Source organism: Spirillospora sp. NPDC048824 (assembly GCF_043198455.1).
GTDB lineage: Bacteria > Actinomycetota > Actinomycetes > Streptosporangiales > Streptosporangiaceae > Spirillospora.
Genome location: NZ_JBICUS010000007.1, coordinates 197,336 through 216,592 on the forward strand (window position 1 = coordinate 197,336; position 19,257 = coordinate 216,592).

Below are 19,257 nucleotides of genomic sequence, written 5' to 3' on the forward strand. Positions count from 1 at the left end.
CCCGTGCGCGACGCCCTGGTGCACATCGAGATCGCCGACGTGGCGGGCGTCTTCGCCGTCCGGCAGGCCGGCCGCCAGGTCGCGGCGGCGCTGCACCTCGCCGCCCACGACCAGGTCAGGGTCGCCACCGCGCTCAGCGAACTCGCCCGGGAGCTGTTCACCCGTTTCGGCACGGTCTCGGCCGCGTTCCTGCTGGACCGGGACGGGAACCCCGACCTTGTGATCGAGTTCGGCTTCGCGCCGCCGCCCCCCGGCACGGACATCGGCGGGGAAGGCGTCTCCGCCGCCGCCCGTCTCATGGATCTGGTCGAGGAGGACGGCGGAGGAGACCTCTTCCACGTCCGGGCCCGCAAGAGCCTGCCGGCGACCTTCGCCGACATCACCGGCGCCGAACTGGAGGAGCTGCGGACCCGGCTCTGGCGGCTGCAACCCGTCACGGCGCTGGAGGAGCTGCACACGCAGAACGCCGGGCTGATCGAGGCGCTTGAGGAAGCCCGGCGGCAACGCGAGGAGCTCCGGTACCTCAACGCCGAGCTGGAGGAGACCAACCACGGTGTGATGGCGCTCTACGCGGAGCTTTCCGAGGAGCTGGACAAGACCAACCGCGGAGTCGTGGCGCTGTACGCGGATCTGGATGAGAAGAGCGACCAGCTCCGCGAGGCCGGCGAGACCAAGAACCGGTTCTGGGCGTCCATCAGCCACGAGCTGCGCACCCCCGTCAACTCGATCATCGGCCTCGCCCGGCTGCTGCTCGATCCGGCCGCGGAGCCCCTCAGCGAAGAGCAGCGGCGCCAGATCTCACTGATCGACGACACCGCCAAGACCCTGCTCGACATGGTGAACGAGCTGCTGGACATGGCCAAGGCCGAGCGGGGCCACCTGGAGCCGCAGCCGTCCACGGTGAACACGCGCGCACTGGTGGACCAGCTGTCCGCGCTCATGGCGCCCATGGCGGAACGGGCCGGCCCGACGCTGACCGTGGACACGGCCGGCGCCCCGCCCGTCCTGGTCACCGACGAGGTGTTGCTGACACGGCTGCTGCGCAACCTGGTGGGGAACGGGTTGAAGTTCACCGAGGCGGGCGAGGTGCGGCTGACCGTCCGGTCCACGCCGCACCATGTGGAGTTCGTCGTGACCGACACCGGCAGGGGCATCCCGACCGCCGAACTGGAACGGGTCTTCGAGGAGTTCTACCAGGTGCCCGGGTACAGGACAGAGGGGACGGGGCTCGGCCTCCCCTACTCCCGGCGCCTCGCGCGGCTGCTCGGCGGTGAGCTCACCCTGGACAGCATCGTCGGCGAAGGCACGACGGCCACGCTGCGGCTGCCGCTGGAACGCCTCCCGGCGGAACCCGGCCACGACGGCGAGGCCGATGGCGGACGCGGCGATGCCCCGCCCTCCGGGCCCGGGCCGGGCGGCCGCGGCGCCGAGCAGGAAAGGGAACCGCAGGCAGGGGAGGACCGATGACGGACGTGGAGCCTTGCACCACGCTGGTCGTCGACGACAACGACACCAAGCGGTACATCATCGGCAGCTGGCTGCGGCGTGCGGGGCACACCGTCGTGGACGCCACCACCGCCGCGGAGGCCTGGGAGCGGCTCGCCGAACACGACGTGAACCTGATCGTTCTGGACGTCAAGCTGCCGGACGTGAGCGGCATCGAGGTGAGCGCGCAGCTCAAGGCGGACCCGGAGACCTCGTCCCTGCCCGTCATCCAGATCTCGGCCTGGGCCGTGAAGTCCATCGACCGCACGCGCGGGCTGCGGCACGGCGCCGACGCCTACCTGACCGACCCGATCGACCCGGAGGAGTTCCTCGCGACGGTCGAGTCGGTCCTGCGCTACTCCCGGGCGCGGATACGGGCCGAGCGGATGGCCGAGCGGATGGCCGCGTTCACTCGCACGTCCCTCGCCATCAACGCCGCCGACACCTTCGAGGAGCTCACGATGGTCGCCGCGCGCGGCGCCTTCGAGATCTTCGGGGAGCCCGCGTCCGTTCTCGTTCTGCCCCCGGACGGCCGTCCCCGGCGGGCGGTCAACCTGGACGGCCGTACCGAGCAGCGCCCGACCCCGGCCGGGGTGTTCGACCAGCTGCCCGACCTGGTGCAACTCGGCGACGAGTCCGGAACCGGCCTCGCCCTCGTGACGGCGGGGCGGTGGAAGTCCGTGCTGCCCGACGCGGTCGCCCACGGTGACGTCGCCGTCGTGATGTCGCGTTCCAAACGCGCCGCCCCGCCGGTCTGCATCGGCATCGAGGCCCGCGGCGAGCCGGACGACGTGGACCTCATCGTGCTGCGCCAGCTCGGGCAGGCGCTCGCGCTGGCGATGGGTGCGCTGCGATCCATCACCGAGCAGCGCCTGATCTCGCTGACGCTGCAGCGCAGCCTGCTCCCGTCGGTGCACCCGTCCATTCCCGGCTGGACGTTCTCGGTCCGCTACGAGCCCGCCAGCGAGCAGGCCGAGGTGGGCGGCGACTTCTACGAGGTCCTCGACCGCGGCGACCACGTACTGGTCGCCATCGGCGACGTGCAGGGACATTCGCTGTACGCGGCCACGGTGATGGCGGAGATCCGGCACGCGCTGCGCGCCTTCGCCGGCGAAGGCCACGACGCCATCACGATCCTCCGGCTCCTGAACGGCGTCATGCTGCGCTACCACGACGACCAGACCGCCACGATGTGCCTGATGACCCTGGACCCGCGCACCGGGGCCGTGCAGGTCGCCAGCTCGGGTCACCTCGCGCCGCTGTTCATCAACGACGGTCGGGCCCACTACGGCGCGGGCGGCGGGGTGCTGCTCGGCTTCCCCGCCGACCGGGTGGCGATCGAGGAGACCGAGGTTCCGCCGGGCGGCACGGTGGTGCTGATCACCGATGGGCTGATCGAGGACCGCGGCATCCCCCTGTCCGACAATCTGGAACGGCTGCGCGCCATCGCCGTCCCCGTCGACGACGACCTGGAGACGTTCAGCGACCGCCTCATCTCCGAGTTCGGCCACCGCGAGGACGACGTCGCCCTCATCGTCCTGCGCCGCTCCCCCTGAGCACGTCGATCCCGGCCTTCCCCGTCGCATGACGGGACGCGTCTCTATGGGTGCGCATGACGCCTGCGCGTCCAGGTTCGGACAGGCTGAGAGCTGTCCCAGCAGCGGCTGCGCTGGAAGCGCGGCGCTCTGGAGAACCTCCTGGACTACGGCTGGACGCCGATCACCCGCCCCTACTGGGGACGGCAACTGCTCTCGCCCGCGCCTTCTGGCAGGCGGCCTGGCGCAAAGAAAGGAAATGGTAGGTCGTCTACAACACCCCTCCCATCGGCGGCGTCGCCGCGGGCTTCGGCGGTGCGGCCGCGGCCTCGCCGTGGCTCGTGCTCCAGGCCGTCTGGATCGGCCTGGCCCTGTTCACCCTGGTCTCCGCCGGCCTGGCCGTGAAGCGCATCCTCCCCGCCCGCAGGGGCTGACACCCCTCCTGAACCGGCCCCTGACGGATTCAAACTCCTTCAGGGGCCGTTTCAAGAGCGGAAGGGGTGCGGGTCACCGCTCAGCGCGGCCGTCGAGGACCCAGGCGACGACCCTCGTCTCGGAATCCGCGGTGACCAGCGCGCGACCGTCGGGTGTGAATGCCGCCGCGAGCAGTTCCGCACTCTCCATGCCCGAGGGGAGGTCGCGGACGAGGATGTCGTCATTCGCGCCGAGGTGGGTCACGGTCGTCCCGGCGTGATCCAGCAGGGCAGCGCCCCTGATCGGGATGGTCGCCGCGAACACGATCTCACCCGTTGCGGCCTCGGCCACGACAAGACGTTCGGCGGGGGCTTCCACGGGCTCGGGTACCCAGGGGCTACCGCCCACCGCGGCGACCCGGCGGCCGTCGCCGCTGAACGTGACCGAGGTGAACAGGCCGCTGGGGCGGCCATCCTCCGATCGGTGCGGTTCCGGTGGGTTCCCCCAGGCGGCGTCGGATCCGGCGGACCAAACCTCGGCCATGTCGTCGGTCCGCCAGACGATCACCCTCATGTCGGTCGAGGCGGCGACCGCGTGAATGCCCGAGGGGAAGTCGGGCTGGTCATCGGTGTCGACCTCAGGACCCTCGTAGGCATCGGGATCATCCAGCCAGTCCGGGTCGACGTAGAGAACCTGGTGGTCGGGCACGTCGTCATCCGTCATGATCGTGATATTCGCGTAGTCCACGGGTCCGGCTCATGTATTCCGAAGGCCGGTTCGACGATGCGAAAGTTGCGTATTGCACCGGCCACATGCCATTTCTGCCTCTCCCCTGGTGAGACGTCAGATCAGGGGATCACGTCGGCCGTGATCGTTGTGGAGCCCTTGCGGCAGGTGGAGGCACGGCCGCTGGCGCTGGACTGTGCGGCGCTGTTGCTGGCACAGCGCCAGCCGCTGACGGTGGCCACACCCGCGGAGCCCTGCTTGGCCGTGCCCGGCGCGAAGTAGGCGCGGAAGACGGTCAGCACCGTCGCGCACGTCGTCCGGCCGCTGAGAACACCGGCCGCGAGAAGCTCACCGTTGGCCGCCTTGACCTCTCCGCAATGCGTTCGCGGTCCGACCGTCTTCGGCCTGGTCCGTGCAGGCTTCGGTGAATCGGCGGAGACGGACGGCGCGGTGGCCGTCGGGGCGGGCGGAGCAGAGGACGCGGTGGCGGGAGCCGTCGGGGCGGACGAAGCGGGCGGAGCCGAGGACGAGGGGACGGCCTGGGGCTTCGCCTCGCCCTGGCACGCGGCCAGAGTGAGAGCCAGCACGGTCAAGGCTGCGACAGAATGTGGACGCACGAGAACTCCGGGGGCTGGATTCAAGATCGACAGATTTTTGCACGCGGGCGGAAGGCCGTGACGCTCCCCCATGCCTGATTCGCTCGGTCGGCCCCTTACGGCACAACTTCGTGAGCCCGCCGGTCGACGTCCGGGACGCCGCTCCTGGGCCTGCCGAACCGCCCAACGGTTCCGTGCGCATGCGGGGAGGTTCCCGCTTCGCGCTCGCCCAGCCGACTTCGCCAGAACGCCGTACCACCTCGATGCGAACCATCGGCGATCATGGACTTTTGACGCCCTGCCGAGGTCGTGACGTGTGGCGCTGGCAGATCGCGCAAGCCTCTGTGCGCTGCTGTTGCTGTACTTCTCTGCTGTACAGCACGGACTGCTGAGCTGGGCAGGGGCTGCATGGTGGGCGTTGCCCGAACCGCTTGCGGCGGTAACCGGGTCGCGGGAAACTCCATGGTTGTGACTGTGCCCCCGCCCTGGGTTGACGACCTGTTCCCGTTTCCCACGCCGCCCGCGCTCGCCAAGCTGGTCGACATCGCCTGGGAGCACGCCTTCATCGACGAAGACATGTACGACGAGGGCCTCCTGATAACCCACTACGACTTCATGTTCGACCTGGAAGCCGCTCCCGGCGCACCCGACGGCTGGAAAACCGCGGAAGTGCGACAGGACCACGTGCCGCATGTGCCCTTGTGGGCCACACCCGAGTTGATGCAGTTCGGCCACCTGGGCACCGGCACCTGCGTCGGATGGGTCGTGCCCGCCCCGGAACTGCACGGGACCGATCATCCCACCGCCCTCTTCGGCCAGGAGCCCGGCGCGCGCATCATCGGCAGGGACACCCGCGCCGGTCTGGAGTGGATGCTCTCGCTCGGCCTCCGCAAACAGAACCTCCGAGACGACGACCGCTCCCTCATCGCCCGCCTCGCCGTCGAACTCGACATCCAACCCGCCCCGGAACACGGCATCAACCCAGACGGTTCCGACGCGGTCGTGCCCCTTGAATTCGAGGTCCCGGCCGGGTGGAAACACGAGCCCGACGTGAACGGGTCCGGAGTCGGCGTGCTGGCCCCCGCCGACGCGTTCACCGACCGCAGCTACGTGTACTCCGGCGGGGGGCTGGAAGAGATCCTCGCCCACGCCGACCGACTGCTGGACGCGGGATTCCCGGCAACCGCCCTGCTAGAGCTCACCGACGCGTTCCATGACGACCACGACCGGTTCGCCTACCTGCACCCCCTCTGGGCCCGCGCCTACCGAGACCTCGGCCGCCCGCAACTCGCGGCTCGACTCGAAACGATGCTCCCGATGTATCAACGTCTCCCACGCTGAAGACTTCGGTTAGCGGCTCCCGGTGGACGGACGGCGGCAAAGCGCGCGACAGGCAGCCTCCCAAGCATCGGGCGCCCGGCGAGACCCAGCCCGTGCCGATCCATCCGGAACTCGTCACGCTGCTGCGCCACCATCAAGGAGTTCGGCATTCCGGCCGGGGGCCGGCTGTTCGTCGGGCCGCGCGGCGGGATCATGACCGACCGGACATACCTCGGCGCCTGGCAAGGCCCGCGAGAAGGCGCTGAGCGAGTGGGAAGCGGCCTCGCCGCCGGCAAGACGCCGTACGACCTCCGGCACGCGGCCGTGTCGACCTGCTTCGGCGCCGGCGTACCTCCGCCCAGGTGGCCGAGTGGGCGGGGCACAGCGTGGCCGTCCCTCCTCCACGTCTACGCCAAGTGCGTTGCCGGTCAGGAGGAGGATGCTAAGCGCCGGATCAGTGAAGCGACCAGGCCGAAGACGCCTTAGAACTTCGGCACGTATTCGGCACAGCCACCCGTAGGACGCCGTTAACGATCAGAGACAGCCGGACACAACGAGAACAGCCCCCGGCCGGGTCATGCCTGGTCAGGGGCTGTTATAGCTGGTGTGGCGGGTCCAGGATTCGAACCTGGGTAGGCTAAGCCGACGGATTTACAGTCCGCTCCCATTGGCCACTCGGGCAACCCGCCGTGGCGTCGCTTGCGCGACGGCACTGGAAAGAATAGCGGACCGTGGGAGTGGGTGTGACATCGAGGTGGACGGTCGTGATCGGGGGAGTCGCTACGCTCTCTGATCAAGAAGCTGCTGCTGAGGGGATGTGTGTGGCATGGCTGATTCCTCGTTCGACATCGTCAGCAAGCTCGACCGGCAAGAGGTCGACAACGCGCTGAACCAGGCCGCCAAGGAGGTGGCCAACCGGTTCGACTTCCGGAACGTGGACGCGGGGATCAAGTGGTCGGGTGAGTCGATCGAGATCCAGGCGAACACGGAGGAGCGGGCGAACGCGGTACTCGATGTGCTGAAGGACAAGCTCGTGAAGCGGGGGATCTCGCTGAAGGCGATCGACGCGGGTGAGCCGAAGCTGTCGGGGAAGGTGCACAAGCTGGGCGTGGGCCTCAAGGAGGGCATCGCCCAAGACGACGCGAAGAAGATCGGAAAGATCATCCGGGATGAGGGGCCAAAGGGTGTCAAGGCCCAGATCCAGGGGGACGAGCTGCGGGTCAGCTCGAAGAAGAAGGACGATCTCCAGGACGTGATCACGCTGCTCAAGGGCAAGGACCTTGATGTGGCGCTGCAGTTCGTCAACTACCGGTAGTCACGTTGGGAGCGCGCCGGCCCCATCCCCCGCAGAAGGGGCCGGCGCGTTCGGTGTTATGACGCGGCGGCTTCCGGAATGGTTCAGTCGGATTCGTCCAAGGTGCGAGCGAGGGTGGACAGGTCGGTGCTCTAGCGGCGGCCGGCCATGCGTTCCAGGCGGGCGATCCGGTCGGCGACCGGGGGGTGGGTGGAGAACAGCCTGCCGATTCCGGCGCCGGCGAACGGGTTGGCGATCATCAGGGAGCTGGTGGTGGCGAGTTCGGGGTCCTGGGGCAGCGGCATCGTGCGGGTGCCGACATCGATCTTGCGGAGGGCGGAGGCGAGGGCGAGCGGGTCGCCGGTGAGGAGGGCGCCGGCGGCGTCGGCGGAGTACTCGCGGGTGCGGCTGATCGCCATCTGCACGACGGCGGCGGCGACGGGGCCGAGGACGAGCAGCATGAGGGCGCCGAGGAGGCCGGGGCCGTCGTCGTCCTCGGAGCGGCCGCCCGGGATGAAGATCGCCAGGTAGGACAGGTACGTGATGACGGTGGCGATGGCGGCGGCGACGGACGAGATGAGAATGTCGCGGTTGTAGACGTGGGACAGTTCGTGGCCGAGGACGGCGCGTAGTTCCCGTTCGTCCAGCATCTGCAGGATGCCGCGGGTGCAGCAGACGGCGGCGTTGCGGGGGCTGCGTCCGGTGGCGAACGCGTTGGGCTGGCGCGTTTCGGAGACGTACAGGCGCGGCATGGGCTGGTGCGCCGAGGTCGCGAGTTCGCGGACGAGCCGGTAGAGCCGGGGTGCCTCGACCTCGCTGACCGGGTGGGCGCGCATGGAGCGCAGCGCGATCCGGTCGCTGAACACGTAGGCGACTCCGTTGGTGCCGAGCGCGATGACAAGCGCGATCGTCAGCCCGGTGCCGCCGCCGATGACGTAACCGGCGGCGAGCATCAATGCCGACAGCGTGGCGATCAGCGCTGCGGTCTTGACGCCGTTGAACTGCACTTCCGTTGCCTCCCCGTCGACTCCGGCATGAACATCAACGGTTTGACCTGGGTGAACGTTCCCGCTCAGGTGGCCTGAGTCACCGTCTGCAGGACGATCTGCGGGGCGGCCGACAGCACCAGGGCGCCGGCGGCGGTGGCGGTGATGGCGGCGCGGACGGGCAGGCCGGGCGCGGCGTCGTAGGACGGCCCGGGTGCGGGCGTGAACAGCCGCGCCGCCCACATGAGGTAGTAGTACAGGCCGATCACCGTGTTGATCGCCATGACGACGGCGAGCCAGGTGACGCCGCCCGCGACGGTGGCGCGGAACACGACGACCTTGGCGAACAGGCCCATGACGCCCGGGGGCAGGCCGGCGAGGCAGATGAGGAAGAAGGCGAGGGCGGTGGCGACGGCCGGGCTGCGGCGGGCGAGGCCGCGGTAGTCGTCGAGAGTGTCCCAGGACGGGCTGAGCCGGCCGGGGGCGCGGCGGCGGAAGCCGATCACGACGGCGAACGCGCCGAGGTTCATGACGGCGTAGAGGGCGACGTACGCGGTGGTCGCGGCGGCGGCTTCGGGGAGCCGGTTCGCGCCGACGGCGAGGGGCGCGAGCATGTACCCGGACTGGGCGACCGACGACCAGGCCAGCAACCGGATCGCGGTCCGCTGCCGGAGGGCGACGAGGTTGCCGAGCGTCATCGTGATCGCGGCCAGGACGGCGATGACCGGGCCCCACACGTGCCCGTACGCGGGGAGCCCGACGGCGAGGACGATGACCAGCCCGGCGAACCCGGCGGCCTTGGAGACGACGGACAGGAACGCCGCGACGGGCAGCGGGGAGCCCTGGTAGACGTCCGGTGCCCAGAAGTGGAACGGGACGGCGGCGACCTTGAACGCGAACCCGGCGAGGACGAGGACGGACCCGGCGGCGGCGACCGGGTCGAGGTCCGCGGGGAGGTCCGACAGGGCGGGGGCGATGCGGTCGAGGTGCATGGCGCCGGTCGCGCCGTACAGGAGGCTGACCCCGAACAGCATGAGCGCGGTGGAGACGACGGAGACGAGGAACAGTTTCAGCGCTGCCTCGGACGCCGTCCCGTCGTAGCGGCGCAGGGCGGTGAGCGCGAACACCGGCAGGGAGAGGGTCTCCAGCGCGACGACGAGGAGGACGAGGTCGCGGGCGGCGACGAGGGTCAGGGCGCCGATGACGGCGGCGAGCAGCAGGAAGTGGTACTCGCCGGCGGGCATCTCGGAGTCGGTGATCTCCTGGAGGGAGAGCAGGACGACGACCACGGCGGCGCCGAGGACGATCCCCTGGAACAGGAGCGTGAAGTCGTCGGCGACGTAGGAGCAGGAGGCGGGGCCGTCGCCGCGCAGGCGGTCCGGGAGGCAGAACGTGGTGCGGCGGTCGCCGGCGGCGAGCGCGATGACGGCGATGAGCGCGGCGGCGAGGGAGCCGCCGCTGAGCAGCCCCAGGAGGCGGCGGGGCGCGTCGAAGGCGTCGGCGAGCAGCAGCCCGATCGCGGCGATGGCGAGGATCAGCGGCGGTGCGACCGCCGCGTAGTCGATGCTCTGGATCATCAGCCGCCTCCGAACAGGGCGCGGACGGGTCCGGTGGTCACGTCCAGCAGGGTCTTCGGCCACAGGCCGACCAGGAGCGTGAGCGCGATCAGCGGCGCCCACGCGGCGTACTCCTGCAGGGAGACCGCCGCGGCAGGGCGGCGCGCCACGGCGGCGCCGTCGGCCGGGCCGTGGGTGATCTTCGAGAGCATGCGCAGGAAGTAGGCGGCGGTGAGCGCCGCGCCGAGCGCCGCGACGGCCATGAACGTGACGAACGTCTCGCGCGGCAGGCCGGCGTGCGGCCGGTACGCGCCGAGCAGCGCGAGCATCTCGCCCCAGAAGCCGGCGAGCCCCGGCAGCCCGAGCGAGGCGACGGACGCGAACGTGAGGATCGACGCGAGGCGGGGGGACGTGCCGAGCATCCCGCCGCCGAGGGCGTCCATGTCGGTGGTCCCCCAGCGTTCCTTGACCGCCCCGGCGAGGAAGAACAGCAGGCTGGTGATCAGGCCGTGGGCGATGTTGCCGAACAGCGCGGCGTTGACGCCGACGGGGGTGAGGGTCGCGATGCCGAGCAGCACGAAGCCCATGTGCCCGACGGACGAGTACGCGATCATCCGTTTGAGGTCGCGCTGGGCGAGGCAGGCGAGCGCGCCGTAGATGATGCCGATGACGGCGAGAAGGCCGAGCCACGGCGCCCAGAACTCCGCGCCTTCGGGGGCAAGCGGCAATGCCACGCGGATGAGGCCGTAGGTGCCCATCTTCAGCAGCACCCCGGCGAGCAGGACGGACCCGACGGTCGGGGCCTCGGTGTGCGCGTCGGGCAGCCAGGTGTGCAGCGGCCACATCGGTGCCTTCACCGCGAAACCGATGCCCATCAGGGCGAACGCCGTGATCTGGATGCCGCGCGTCAGGCCGGACCCGTGCCGGGCGGCCAGTTCGGTCATGTCGAGGGTGCCCGCGGTGGCGCCGACGAGGAGCATCCCGGCGAGGAGGAGCCCGGAGCCGAGCAGCGTGTAGAGGATGAACTTGTAGGCGGCGGCGCGGCGTCCCGTCCCGCCCCACAGCATGATCACCACGTACATGGGGATCAGGACGGTCTCGAAGAACACGAAGAACAGCACGAGGTCGAGGGCGGTGAACGTGCCGAGCATCCCGACTTCGAGGACGAGCAGGAGCGCGGTGAGCAGCCGGATCCGGCCGCCTTCCGGCGGGTGCCGCAGCGTGTAGAGGAAGCACAGGAACGTCAGCAGCGCGGTCAGCACGACCAGCGGCAGCGAGATCCCGTCGACGCCGAGGTGGAACCGCAGCCCGATCGCGGACGCCCATTCCCGGTCGGTTTCGAGCTGCATCCGGGACGTGGCGCCGAAGTCGAAGGCGGTCATCGCGGAGATCGCCACGAGCAGCGTCGCGCCGGACACCGCGGTCCCGAAGGCGCGGACTGCGAGGTCGGTGCGCAGGAACCGGTTCGCCGGGACGAGCATCGTCAGCGCCCCGAGCAGCGGGATCGCCATCATCAGCACGAAGATCAAAGGAAGATCACCACCCCGGCCACGATGACGACGACGCCGGCGAGGAGGCCGGTCAGGTACGACTGCGCGTTGCCGTTCTGCGGGACGCGGAGGATCCCGGCGAGGCGCCGCGCACCGCGTCCGGCCCCGATGACGGCGGCGTCCACGCCCGCCTTGTCGAACGCGACGACGTGACGCGCCAGCGCCTTGACGGGCCGGACGACGGCGATCGCGTACAGCTCGTCCACGAAGAAGGCGCGCGCGAACACGCGACGTGCCGGGCCGAGCGCGCGCGCAGGATCCAGTGCCGGGTCACGGTTCCACACCAGGAAGGCCGCCCCCGCCCCGACCACCAGCAGCAAGACGCCCAGCAGCGACGCGCCCGGGTGCGGACGCAGTTCGGAGGCGCCGAGCCCGAAGAAGCCGAGGATCGCGGCTGGCACGGCCAGGGACGCGACCGTCCACGACATGAGACGCGACGGGTCCCGGATCTCGTAGGTGCCGCGCGGCTCGCCGAAGAAGGTCATCAACCACGTGCGCATCGCATAGGCCGCCGTCAGCGCGACCGTGACCAGCAGCCCGAGATAGACCAGCCACGCGATGCCGATGGGCACGTCGACGGTGTGGGCGGCGCTCGGCGCGGGGAAGGGGGCCGACTCGCCGCCGTGCAGCGCCGAATGCTGGGCGGCTTCGATGATGGAGTCCTTGCTGAACCAGCCGCTGAACGGCGGGACGCCCGCGAGCGCCGCCAGACCGGCCGTCATCGACAGGAACGTGATCGGCATGCCGCGCCGGAGCCCGCCGTAGTGCGCCAGCATGGTCGACCCCGCCGTCACGATGACGCATCCGGCGGCGAGGAACAGCAGCGCCTTGAACGCGCCGTGCGTGAGCAGGTGGAAGACCGCCGCGGACTTCGCGCCGACCGCGAGCCCGGCGGCCATCACGGCGAGCTGGCTGATCGTCGAGTATGCGAGCACGCGTTTCAGGTCGTCCTGGGCGAGCGCCGCGCACGCGGAGCCGATCATGGAGACGACCGCGATGACGCCGAGGACGGCGAGCGCGCTCGGGGCCGCGACGAACACCCCGTACAGGCGGGCGACGACGTACACGCCCGCCGCGACCATCGTGGCCGCGTGGATCAGCGCGCTGATCGGCGTGGGGCCCGCCATCGCGTCCGGCAGCCAGGTGTGCAGCGGGAACTGCGCGCTCTTGCCGGCGACGCCGGCGAGCAGCAGCAGCGCCGCCGCCGTGACGGTCGCGCCGGGCAGATCCGGCGCGGACGCGACGATCGCGGAGATGTCGAACGTCCCGGCGCCGGCGCCGAGGACGATCACGCCGATCAGGAAGCCGACGTCGCCGAGCCGCGTGACGAGGAACGCCTTGACCGCCGCCCGCGAGTTCGCCCGGTCCTCCCAGTGGTGGCCGATCAGGAAGTACGAGCAGATGCCCATGACCTCCCAGCCCGCGTACAGGACGAGAAGGTCGCCGGCGTAGACGACCAGCAGCATCGCGGCCGTGAAGAGGGAGATGAACGCGGCGTAGGAGGAGTACCGGCGGTCCCCGTCGCCATGGGCGCCGTCCATGTAGGCGATCGAGTACACCTGGACGGCGAGCGCCACGCAGCAGACCATGAGCGCGATGACGGCGGACAGCCCGTCCACCTGCAGCCCGACCCGGATCGGCACCGAACCGGTGTCGATCAGCGTGCGCATGCCCGTCCGCTCGCCGGGGTCGCGCCACACGGCGAACGCGACGATCGCCGAGAGGACGAACGACACCGCGATCGGCGCGCACGCGATGAGCGCGGGCCCGTTGCGGAGCGGCGCCGGCCGGGAGCCGGGGCGTGCGCCGAGCAGGCGCGTCAGGGACGGGCCGAACAGCATCCCGGCGAACGCGGCGAGGAACGGTGGCAGCGCCACCAGCGAGGCGAGCCAGATCACGGGGCGGCCTCCTCGACCGCCCCGGCCCGCTCCGCCTTGCCGGGCGCGGCTTCCTCAGGCGCGGCGCCAGGTTCGGCCGGGCTCGTTTCGCGCTCCGACAGGGCGCGGAGCCGGTCGACGTCGACGCTCTGCCGGTTCCGGAACACCAGCAGGACGATCGCCAGGCCCAGCCCGATCTCCGCCGCCGCGATCACGATGGTGAACAGCGTGAGGACCTGCCCGCCGTGCAGGCGGTCCCGGTACCAGACGTCGAACGTGACGAGGTTCAGGTTCACCGCGTTCAGCATCAGCTCGACCGACATCAGGACGAGGATCGCGTTGCGGCGGGCCAGCACCCCGTACACGCCGACGGAGAACAGCAGCGCGGCGACGATCGTCGGGTAGGCGAGATGCATCAGATCCCGTCCTCCTTGGCGTCCGCCTGGTCCGCCCCGTCCCGGTCCCGCGCCCCGGGCTCAGGACGTACGCGGATGTCCGAACGCGACAGGACGATCGCGCCGACCAGGGACGCCAGCAGCAGCACCGACAGGATCTCGAACGGCAGCACCCACGTCTGGAACACGCTCGCGCCGAGCGCCTCCGCCGATCCGCCGCCCTCGCGCAGCGGCATGCGCTCGTCGCCGAACCCCATGACCATCACCGTCACGAGGACGGCCGCGGTGGCGACGGCGACGGCCGCCGCGGCCCACCGGTTGCCGGAGTCCAGGTCGGCGGACTCCCCGATCGGCGCCCGGGTCAGCATGATCCCGAACAGCAGCAGCACGACGATCGCGCCGACGTAGATCAGCACCTGCACCCAGGCGACGAACTCCGCGGTGAGGACCAGGTAGCCGCCGGCGAGCGCACCGAACGACACCACCAGCCACAGCGCCGCGTGGACGAGCCGCCGCGTCGTCACCACCAGGACCGCGGACCCGACGGCGACGACGCCGAGCAGCGTGAACACGATCTCCTGGCCGCTCATGCGCCCGGCCCCGGCGGTGTGCGCGAGGTGCGGGCCGCCCGCTCCGCCGCCTTCTCCGCCGCGCCCACTTCCTTCGGCGGCTCCGCGGACGGGTCGTGGGCCTGCGGCGGCGGAACCGTCCACATCCACTCCCGGAGCCGCTCCTTTTCGTGCGTCAGTTCCGCGATGTCGTACTCGGCGTACTCGAACTCGGGCGTCCAGAACAGCGCGTCGAACGGGCAGACCTCGATGCAGATGCCGCAGTACATGCACAGCGCGAAATCGATGGCGAACCGGTCGAGGACGTTGCGGGTCCGGGGGCGTCCGCCGCCCTCGGCGGGGAGGGTCTCCTTGTGCGAGTCGATGTAGATGCACCAGTCGGGGCATTCACGGGCGCACAGCATGCAGACCGTGCAGTTCTCCTCGAAGAGCGCGATGACGCCCCTGCTGCGCGGGGGCAGGTCAGGTTGCACTTCGGGGTATTGACGCGTTATGGAACGCCGCGTCATCGTTCGCAACGTGACCGCCAGCCCCTTGGCCAGCCCGCCTCCTGGTAGCCGTCCCACGCGCCCCATGATTGCGTACGAACGCCGCCGGGGGAACGCAGCGGGCTCCGTATCCGTCCTACAGGGTGTGGACCGCGAGGTCGGCGGCATGGTCGACGGCACGTTCGCCGGCAAGGAGGGCATGTGAATCATCACGGTGATCGCCCTTACGGTTCCGAGCCCGGCCGCCATCAGGGCCCCCAGACCGGCCACCCGGCGGGCGGCGGCACGTCCGGCGGGAACGGGCCCGGCGCCTACCCGCCCGGTGTCCAGGCGCCCGGCCCCCACACGCCCTCACCGCGGACGTACGGGCCGCCCGGCTGGCGCCCCGCGTACCCCGGTCCCCCGGTTCCGCCCGTCCCCGCCCCGCCGCCGCCCGTCCCGCCGCCGCCCCTCCCTGTGGCGGAGACAACACGCGGCGTCCTGTGGGCGGTCGTGCCGTTCGTCACCCTCGGCTACGGGACGCCGTTCTCGTTCCTCTACGCGGCCATCCGGCGCGGGTCATGGGGCCTCGGCGCCACCGCCGCCGGATACGGCGCTGGCACCGCCGCCGTCGTGTCCATGCTGCAGGTCGGCAACCCGGTCTTCGCCGTTCTCGGCACGTTCATGGCGATCTTGCTGTGGATCGCGGGCACCGGGCACGCGTTCGCCGTCCGGTCGTCCGTGTTCCCCCGCGAGGTCCCGCGCAACCGCCGCAACCAGTACGCCATCGAGGTCGCCAAGTACCGGCGGACGCTGCGCGAGGAGGCCCGCACGCTCGCCGCCGAGGACCCGGCGCTCGCCCGCGAGTTGCGCATCGGCCGTCCCGACGTGCCCCGCACCTATGACGACGGCGGTCTCGTGGACGTCAACCACGCGTCGCCGGAGATCCTCGCCGCACTGCCCGGCATGACGCCCGCGATGGTGGAGCGCGTCGTCAGCCGCCGCGGCGAGCAGGGCGGCTTCATGTCCGCCGAGGAGATGGCGGTGGACGCCGACATCCCGCCGGACGCCCTCCCGCAGATGGCCGAATACACGATCTTCCTGACCTGACGCCGTCCTACAGCGCGACCTTGAGGACGCCCGTCAGCGCGAGCTGCGCCAGCGACAGCGGGACGAGCCAGGCCCAGGCGAGCTTCTGCAGCTGGTCCTCGCGCATCCGCGGGTAGCTGACCCGCAGCCAGATGACGCAGAACGCCAGTGCGCCCACCTTGAGCAGCGTCCAGAGCCAGCCCAGCTCCGTGTCGAGGAACGGGCCCTTCCAGCCGCCCAGGAACAGCACGGTCGTCAGCGCGCACAGCACCACGATCCCGGCGTACTCGGCCAGGAGGAACAGCGCGAACCGCAGCCCGCCGTACTCCGTGTACGGGCCGAAGATGATCTCGGAGTCGGCGACCGGCATGTCGAAGGGCGGACGGCGCAGTTCGGCGAGTCCCGCGACGAAGAACACCACGCCGCCGACCGCCTGCCAGGGCAGCCACCACCAGCGCCACTCCTCCGCGATGCCCGTCAGCGACAGCGTTCCCGCCGCCATCGCCACCGACGACGCCGCGAACACCATCGGCAGCTCGTAGGACATCAGCTGCGCGGCGACCCGCATCCCGCCGAGCAGCGAGTACTTGTTCGCGCTCGCCCAGCCCGCCATGATCGCGCCGATCACTCCGACGCCCATCACCGCGAGCGCGAAGAAGATCCCGGGCCCGAGGTCGAGCGCGACCTGCCCGTCCGGCCCGACCGGGATCACCAGCAGGACCAGCAGGTACGGGACGAGCGCCACGCCGGGGGCGAGCTTGAACACCCACCGGTCGGCGTCGCGCGGGACCACGTCCTCCTTCTGCGCGAACTTCACGCCGTCCGCGACGAGCTGCGCCCAACCGTGGAAGGCGCCCGCGTACATGGGTCCGAGACGGCCCTGCATGTGCGCCATCACCTTGTGCTCGGCCTGGCCCACCAGCAGCGGGAGCAGCGCGAACGCGGCGGCGACCAGCGCCAGCTTGACGACGATCTCAAGCATCGGGGCCCCGCCCTTCCGGGGGGCGCCGCCCAGGCCCCCGTGAGGGGCCGCTTGGGCGCTCCTCGCTCCCCCGGCGCTCCGCCGCGGCCGCCCAAGCGCCCTCGTCCGGTACCCCGGGCGGGCGGACGCGGCGGCGGCTGGGCGCGCCGTGGCCCGACTCGCCCGGTTCCTTGGCGCCCGGCCAGGGCTTCGCGACGCGGGAGGCGAGCACGAAGTCCTTGCGGAGCGGATGCCCCTCGAACCCGTCCGGCAGCAGCAGCGGAACCAGGTTCGGGTGGCCCTCGAAGAGGATGCCGAACATCTCCGACGTTTCCCGCTCGTGCCACTCGGCTCCCCGGTACACGCCCGTGGCCGTCGCCAGGACGGGGGCCCGCCTCGGGACGCGGGTGCGGACCAGCAGGTGGTGGCGGCGTTCCAGGGAGTACACGTGGACGACGACGGCGAAGCCCTCGTCCAGTTCGTCCACGCCGGTCAGCCAGTCGAAGTACCCGCAGGACAGCTCGTCGCGCGCGAACGTCAGCGCGTCCACCCAGTGCTCCGGCGGCACTCCGACGGCGAGGCCGCCGAACGTCTCCTCGGTGCTGATCTCGTCGCCGTAGCGGGCCGTCCAGGCGTCCGCCAGTTCCCGGCCGCCCGCCGGTTCACCGCTCACCGGTCGCGTCCGATCTCGTCGTCGTGCCCGTCGTCGGTCAGACCCGGGATGATCGACGGATCGTGGTCGCCTCGCCGACGCCCGCGGGACGGTGCGGGGTCCTCGGGCGCGGGGTCCTCGTGTGCGAGCTCGTCGCCGACGGCCGGCGCGGGGCGCGTGGCGTCGTCGTCGCCGGCCGTCGGGACGGGGCGCGTGGGCTCCTCGTCCTCGACGGCCGGGACCGGCAGCGTCACATCGTCGGCCGCATGGACGACGGGCGGCTCCCCGACCACCGGAACGGGACGCGTCTCGTCCTCCGGCCCCGCCTCGTGAACCGTCCCGGCGGCCGCGGCGTCCTCCTCGGGACGGCCGTCCTCGTCCGCCGGGTCCATCCAGTCGTCGAGCATCTCGTCCTCGTCCAGCGGGGGCGGCGGCTGGAGGGGGCGGCGCAGGACCGTCGCCGTCAGCGGGCGCGGCGGGGGCGGCGGCGTCAGCGGCTCCGCGCCGCTGTAGCGCTCACCGAGCGACTCGGCGGCGATCTTCTCCTGCAGGTGGACGATGCCGTGCAGCAGCGCCTCGGGACGGGGCGGGCAGCCGGGGATGTAGACGTCCACCGGGATGATCTGGTCGACGCCCTTCGTCACGCAGTAGGAGTCCCAGTACGGCCCGCCGCAGTTGGAGCAGGCACCGAACGAGATGACGTACTTCGGCTCGGGCATCTGCTCGTACAGGCGGCGCACCGCGGGCGCCATCTTGTCGCTGACCGTGCCCGAGACGACCATGAGGTCGGCCTGCCGGGGGCCGGGCGCGAACGGGATGACGCCGAGCCGCATGAAGTCGTGCCGGGCCATCGACGTCGCGATGAACTCGATGGCGCAGCAGGCCAGGCCGAAGTTGAAGACCCACAGCGAGTAGCGGCGGCCCCAGTTGAGCACGAACTTGATCGGCTTGGGAGCGAGCCGCGACAGCGGCCCGACGCTCGGCGGCGGTAGATCGATAGTGCCCACGGGAGCATTGTTACAGCCCCGCGGGATCTGGCCAGGGGCCCGGCCGCGCGATCGGGCCCGGTTCCGCCCCCGGACCCGGGACGGTCAGACCCAGGACAGGACGCCCTTCTTGCCCGCGTACGCGAGCCCGGTCGCGAGGAACGCCAGGAAGACGAACATCTCGCCGAGCGTCGTGGCACCATAACCGGGGGCGGAGAAGATCGTTGCCCAGGGGAACAGGAATACGGCGTCCACGGCGAACACGACATAGAGGTAGGCGAAGACGTAGTAGCGCACGTGCGAGTGCGCCCAGCCCTCACCGACGGGGTCGACGCCGCACTCGTAGGTGGTCAGTTTCTCTGCGGTGGGGCGGTTCGGACGAAGCATCCGGTTGGCGGCGAGCCCACCGCCGACGATCCCGGCACCCACGAGGAGCAGTACGACCACGACGACGTATGTGTCGAAATAGTTATGCACCAAATCCTCCTCGCGCGCGTCTCATCCAGTATCCCCCCACCAGGGACCCGGAGAACTGTGACCTTGTACCTCCACCCCGGAGGCTCACAATGTCATGGTTTTACTGCACACTAGGCTTGGCATTGAGGTCAGTTTGACCTGGAAGGACGTGACCAGATGAGCAACCCCCCGCCTCCTCCGGGCTGGGAATCCCCGGGCGGCGCGTCCTGGCCGCCTCCGCCGCCGCCCGCAGGCCCGGGCGGGCCTGGGCCCGGCCCCGGCATGCCAGGGCCCCCCGGGCCGCCCCCGCCCGGCGGTTTCGGCGGCCCCGGAACGCCTCCCC

16 protein-coding genes, 1 tRNA gene and 2 pseudogenes are annotated in these 19,257 nt (G+C 71.0%); 5 read left to right on the plus strand and 14 right to left on the minus strand.

What is annotated here, in order from left to right; genetic code table 11:
- Positions 1-3: 3 nt before the first annotated feature.
- Both ACGFIS_RS16265 and ACGFIS_RS16270 read left to right on the plus strand, forming a co-directional pair.
- On the plus strand, positions 4-1,467 hold the full coding sequence (locus tag ACGFIS_RS16265; RefSeq protein ID WP_392905595.1) for a sensor histidine kinase: 1,464 nt from the start codon (positions 4-6) through the stop codon (positions 1,465-1,467).
- Positions 1,464-3,041, plus strand: coding sequence for a SpoIIE family protein phosphatase (locus tag ACGFIS_RS16270; RefSeq protein ID WP_392971448.1), 1,578 nt, complete (start codon positions 1,464-1,466; stop codon positions 3,039-3,041). Before ACGFIS_RS16265 ends, ACGFIS_RS16270 begins: the two co-directional genes overlap by 4 nt.
- 486 nt (positions 3,042-3,527) lie before the next feature.
- Here ACGFIS_RS16270 and ACGFIS_RS16275 read toward each other — a convergent pair whose 3' ends face one another.
- Positions 3,528-4,157 carry a hypothetical protein gene (locus ACGFIS_RS16275; protein ID WP_392971451.1) on the minus strand — a complete coding sequence of 210 codons (630 nt, stop codon included), beginning with the start codon at positions 4,155-4,157 and terminating at the stop codon, positions 3,528-3,530.
- A gap of 125 nt (positions 4,158-4,282) precedes the next feature.
- Complete coding sequence (locus ACGFIS_RS16280; protein ID WP_392905602.1) at positions 4,283-4,753, minus strand: hypothetical protein; 471 nt, start codon at positions 4,751-4,753, stop codon at positions 4,283-4,285.
- A 477-nt stretch (positions 4,754-5,230) separates the two neighbouring features.
- Between ACGFIS_RS16280 and ACGFIS_RS16285 the strand changes: the two genes are divergently transcribed.
- Positions 5,231-6,097: a hypothetical protein gene (locus ACGFIS_RS16285; protein ID WP_392971454.1), complete on the plus strand. Its 867-nt coding sequence runs from the start codon at positions 5,231-5,233 to the stop codon at positions 6,095-6,097.
- A gap of 586 nt (positions 6,098-6,683) precedes the next feature.
- Here the strand turns inward: ACGFIS_RS16285 and ACGFIS_RS16290 are convergent.
- A tRNA-Tyr gene (locus ACGFIS_RS16290) sits at positions 6,684-6,765 on the minus strand.
- A 137-nt stretch (positions 6,766-6,902) separates the two neighbouring features.
- On the opposite strand from ACGFIS_RS16290, the gene ACGFIS_RS16295 reads away from it, so the two are divergent.
- Positions 6,903-7,391: a YajQ family cyclic di-GMP-binding protein gene (locus tag ACGFIS_RS16295; protein ID WP_392905610.1), complete on the plus strand. Its 489-nt coding sequence runs from the start codon at positions 6,903-6,905 to the stop codon at positions 7,389-7,391.
- Between the two features lie 131 nt (positions 7,392-7,522).
- Here the strand turns inward: ACGFIS_RS16295 and htpX are convergent, their stop codons facing one another.
- The 7 genes and pseudogenes from htpX to ACGFIS_RS16330 form a co-directional block, all read right to left on the minus strand.
- Positions 7,523-8,377 (minus strand): zinc metalloprotease HtpX, encoded by an 855-nt coding sequence (htpX, locus tag ACGFIS_RS16300; protein ID WP_392905613.1) that lies wholly within the window; start codon positions 8,375-8,377, stop codon positions 7,523-7,525.
- Positions 8,378-8,442: 65 nt separating this feature from the next.
- Positions 8,443-9,933, minus strand: a complete 1,491-nt coding sequence (locus tag ACGFIS_RS16305; RefSeq protein WP_392905616.1) for an NADH-quinone oxidoreductase subunit N — start codon at positions 9,931-9,933, stop codon at positions 8,443-8,445.
- Positions 9,933-11,432: a NuoM family protein gene (locus ACGFIS_RS16310; protein ID WP_392971583.1), complete on the minus strand. Its 1,500-nt coding sequence runs from the start codon at positions 11,430-11,432 to the stop codon at positions 9,933-9,935. Before ACGFIS_RS16310 ends, ACGFIS_RS16305 begins: the two co-directional genes overlap by 1 nt.
- Before the next feature lie 5 nt (positions 11,433-11,437).
- The gene (locus tag ACGFIS_RS16315) at positions 11,438-13,360 is read right to left on the minus strand and encodes an NADH-quinone oxidoreductase subunit L (protein WP_392971457.1); all 1,923 of its coding nucleotides are present in this window, start codon (positions 13,358-13,360) and stop codon (positions 11,438-11,440) included.
- Positions 13,361-13,458: 98 nt separating this feature from the next.
- Positions 13,459-13,755: pseudogene (nuoK, locus tag ACGFIS_RS16320) on the minus strand (NADH-quinone oxidoreductase subunit NuoK); the annotation flags it as partial.
- Entirely contained in the window at positions 13,755-14,324 is a 570-nt protein-coding gene (locus ACGFIS_RS16325) for an NADH-quinone oxidoreductase subunit J (protein ID WP_392905621.1), read from the minus strand. The pseudogene nuoK and the gene ACGFIS_RS16325, both read right to left, overlap by 1 nt.
- Positions 14,321-14,776 (minus strand): 4Fe-4S binding protein, encoded by a 456-nt coding sequence (locus ACGFIS_RS16330; RefSeq protein WP_392905624.1) that lies wholly within the window; start codon positions 14,774-14,776, stop codon positions 14,321-14,323. The genes ACGFIS_RS16325 and ACGFIS_RS16330 overlap by 4 nt, the downstream gene beginning before the upstream one ends.
- 216 nt (positions 14,777-14,992) lie before the next feature.
- On the opposite strand from ACGFIS_RS16330, the gene ACGFIS_RS16335 reads away from it, so the two are divergent.
- Positions 14,993-15,880: a ComEA family DNA-binding protein gene (locus tag ACGFIS_RS16335; protein ID WP_392905626.1), complete on the plus strand. Its 888-nt coding sequence runs from the start codon at positions 14,993-14,995 to the stop codon at positions 15,878-15,880.
- A gap of 7 nt (positions 15,881-15,887) precedes the next feature.
- On the opposite strand, the gene ACGFIS_RS16340 is transcribed toward ACGFIS_RS16335, so the two are convergent.
- The 4 genes and pseudogenes from ACGFIS_RS16340 to ACGFIS_RS16355 all read right to left on the minus strand — a co-directional run bounded on the left by ACGFIS_RS16340 (position 15,888) and on the right by ACGFIS_RS16355 (position 18,935).
- The gene (locus ACGFIS_RS16340; protein ID WP_392905628.1) at positions 15,888-16,841 is read right to left on the minus strand and encodes an NADH-quinone oxidoreductase subunit H; all 954 of its coding nucleotides are present in this window, start codon (positions 16,839-16,841) and stop codon (positions 15,888-15,890) included.
- Positions 16,834-17,493 carry an NADH-quinone oxidoreductase subunit C gene (locus ACGFIS_RS16345; protein ID WP_392905630.1) on the minus strand — a complete coding sequence of 220 codons (660 nt, stop codon included), beginning with the start codon at positions 17,491-17,493 and terminating at the stop codon, positions 16,834-16,836. Before ACGFIS_RS16345 ends, ACGFIS_RS16340 begins: the two co-directional genes overlap by 8 nt.
- A 515-nt stretch (positions 17,494-18,008) precedes the next feature.
- Positions 18,009-18,440: pseudogene (locus ACGFIS_RS16350) on the minus strand (NADH-quinone oxidoreductase subunit B); the annotation flags it as partial.
- Between the two features lie 123 nt (positions 18,441-18,563).
- Positions 18,564-18,935, minus strand: coding sequence for an NADH-quinone oxidoreductase subunit A (locus ACGFIS_RS16355; RefSeq protein WP_392905632.1), 372 nt, complete (start codon positions 18,933-18,935; stop codon positions 18,564-18,566).
- Positions 18,936-19,257 lie beyond the last annotated feature (322 nt).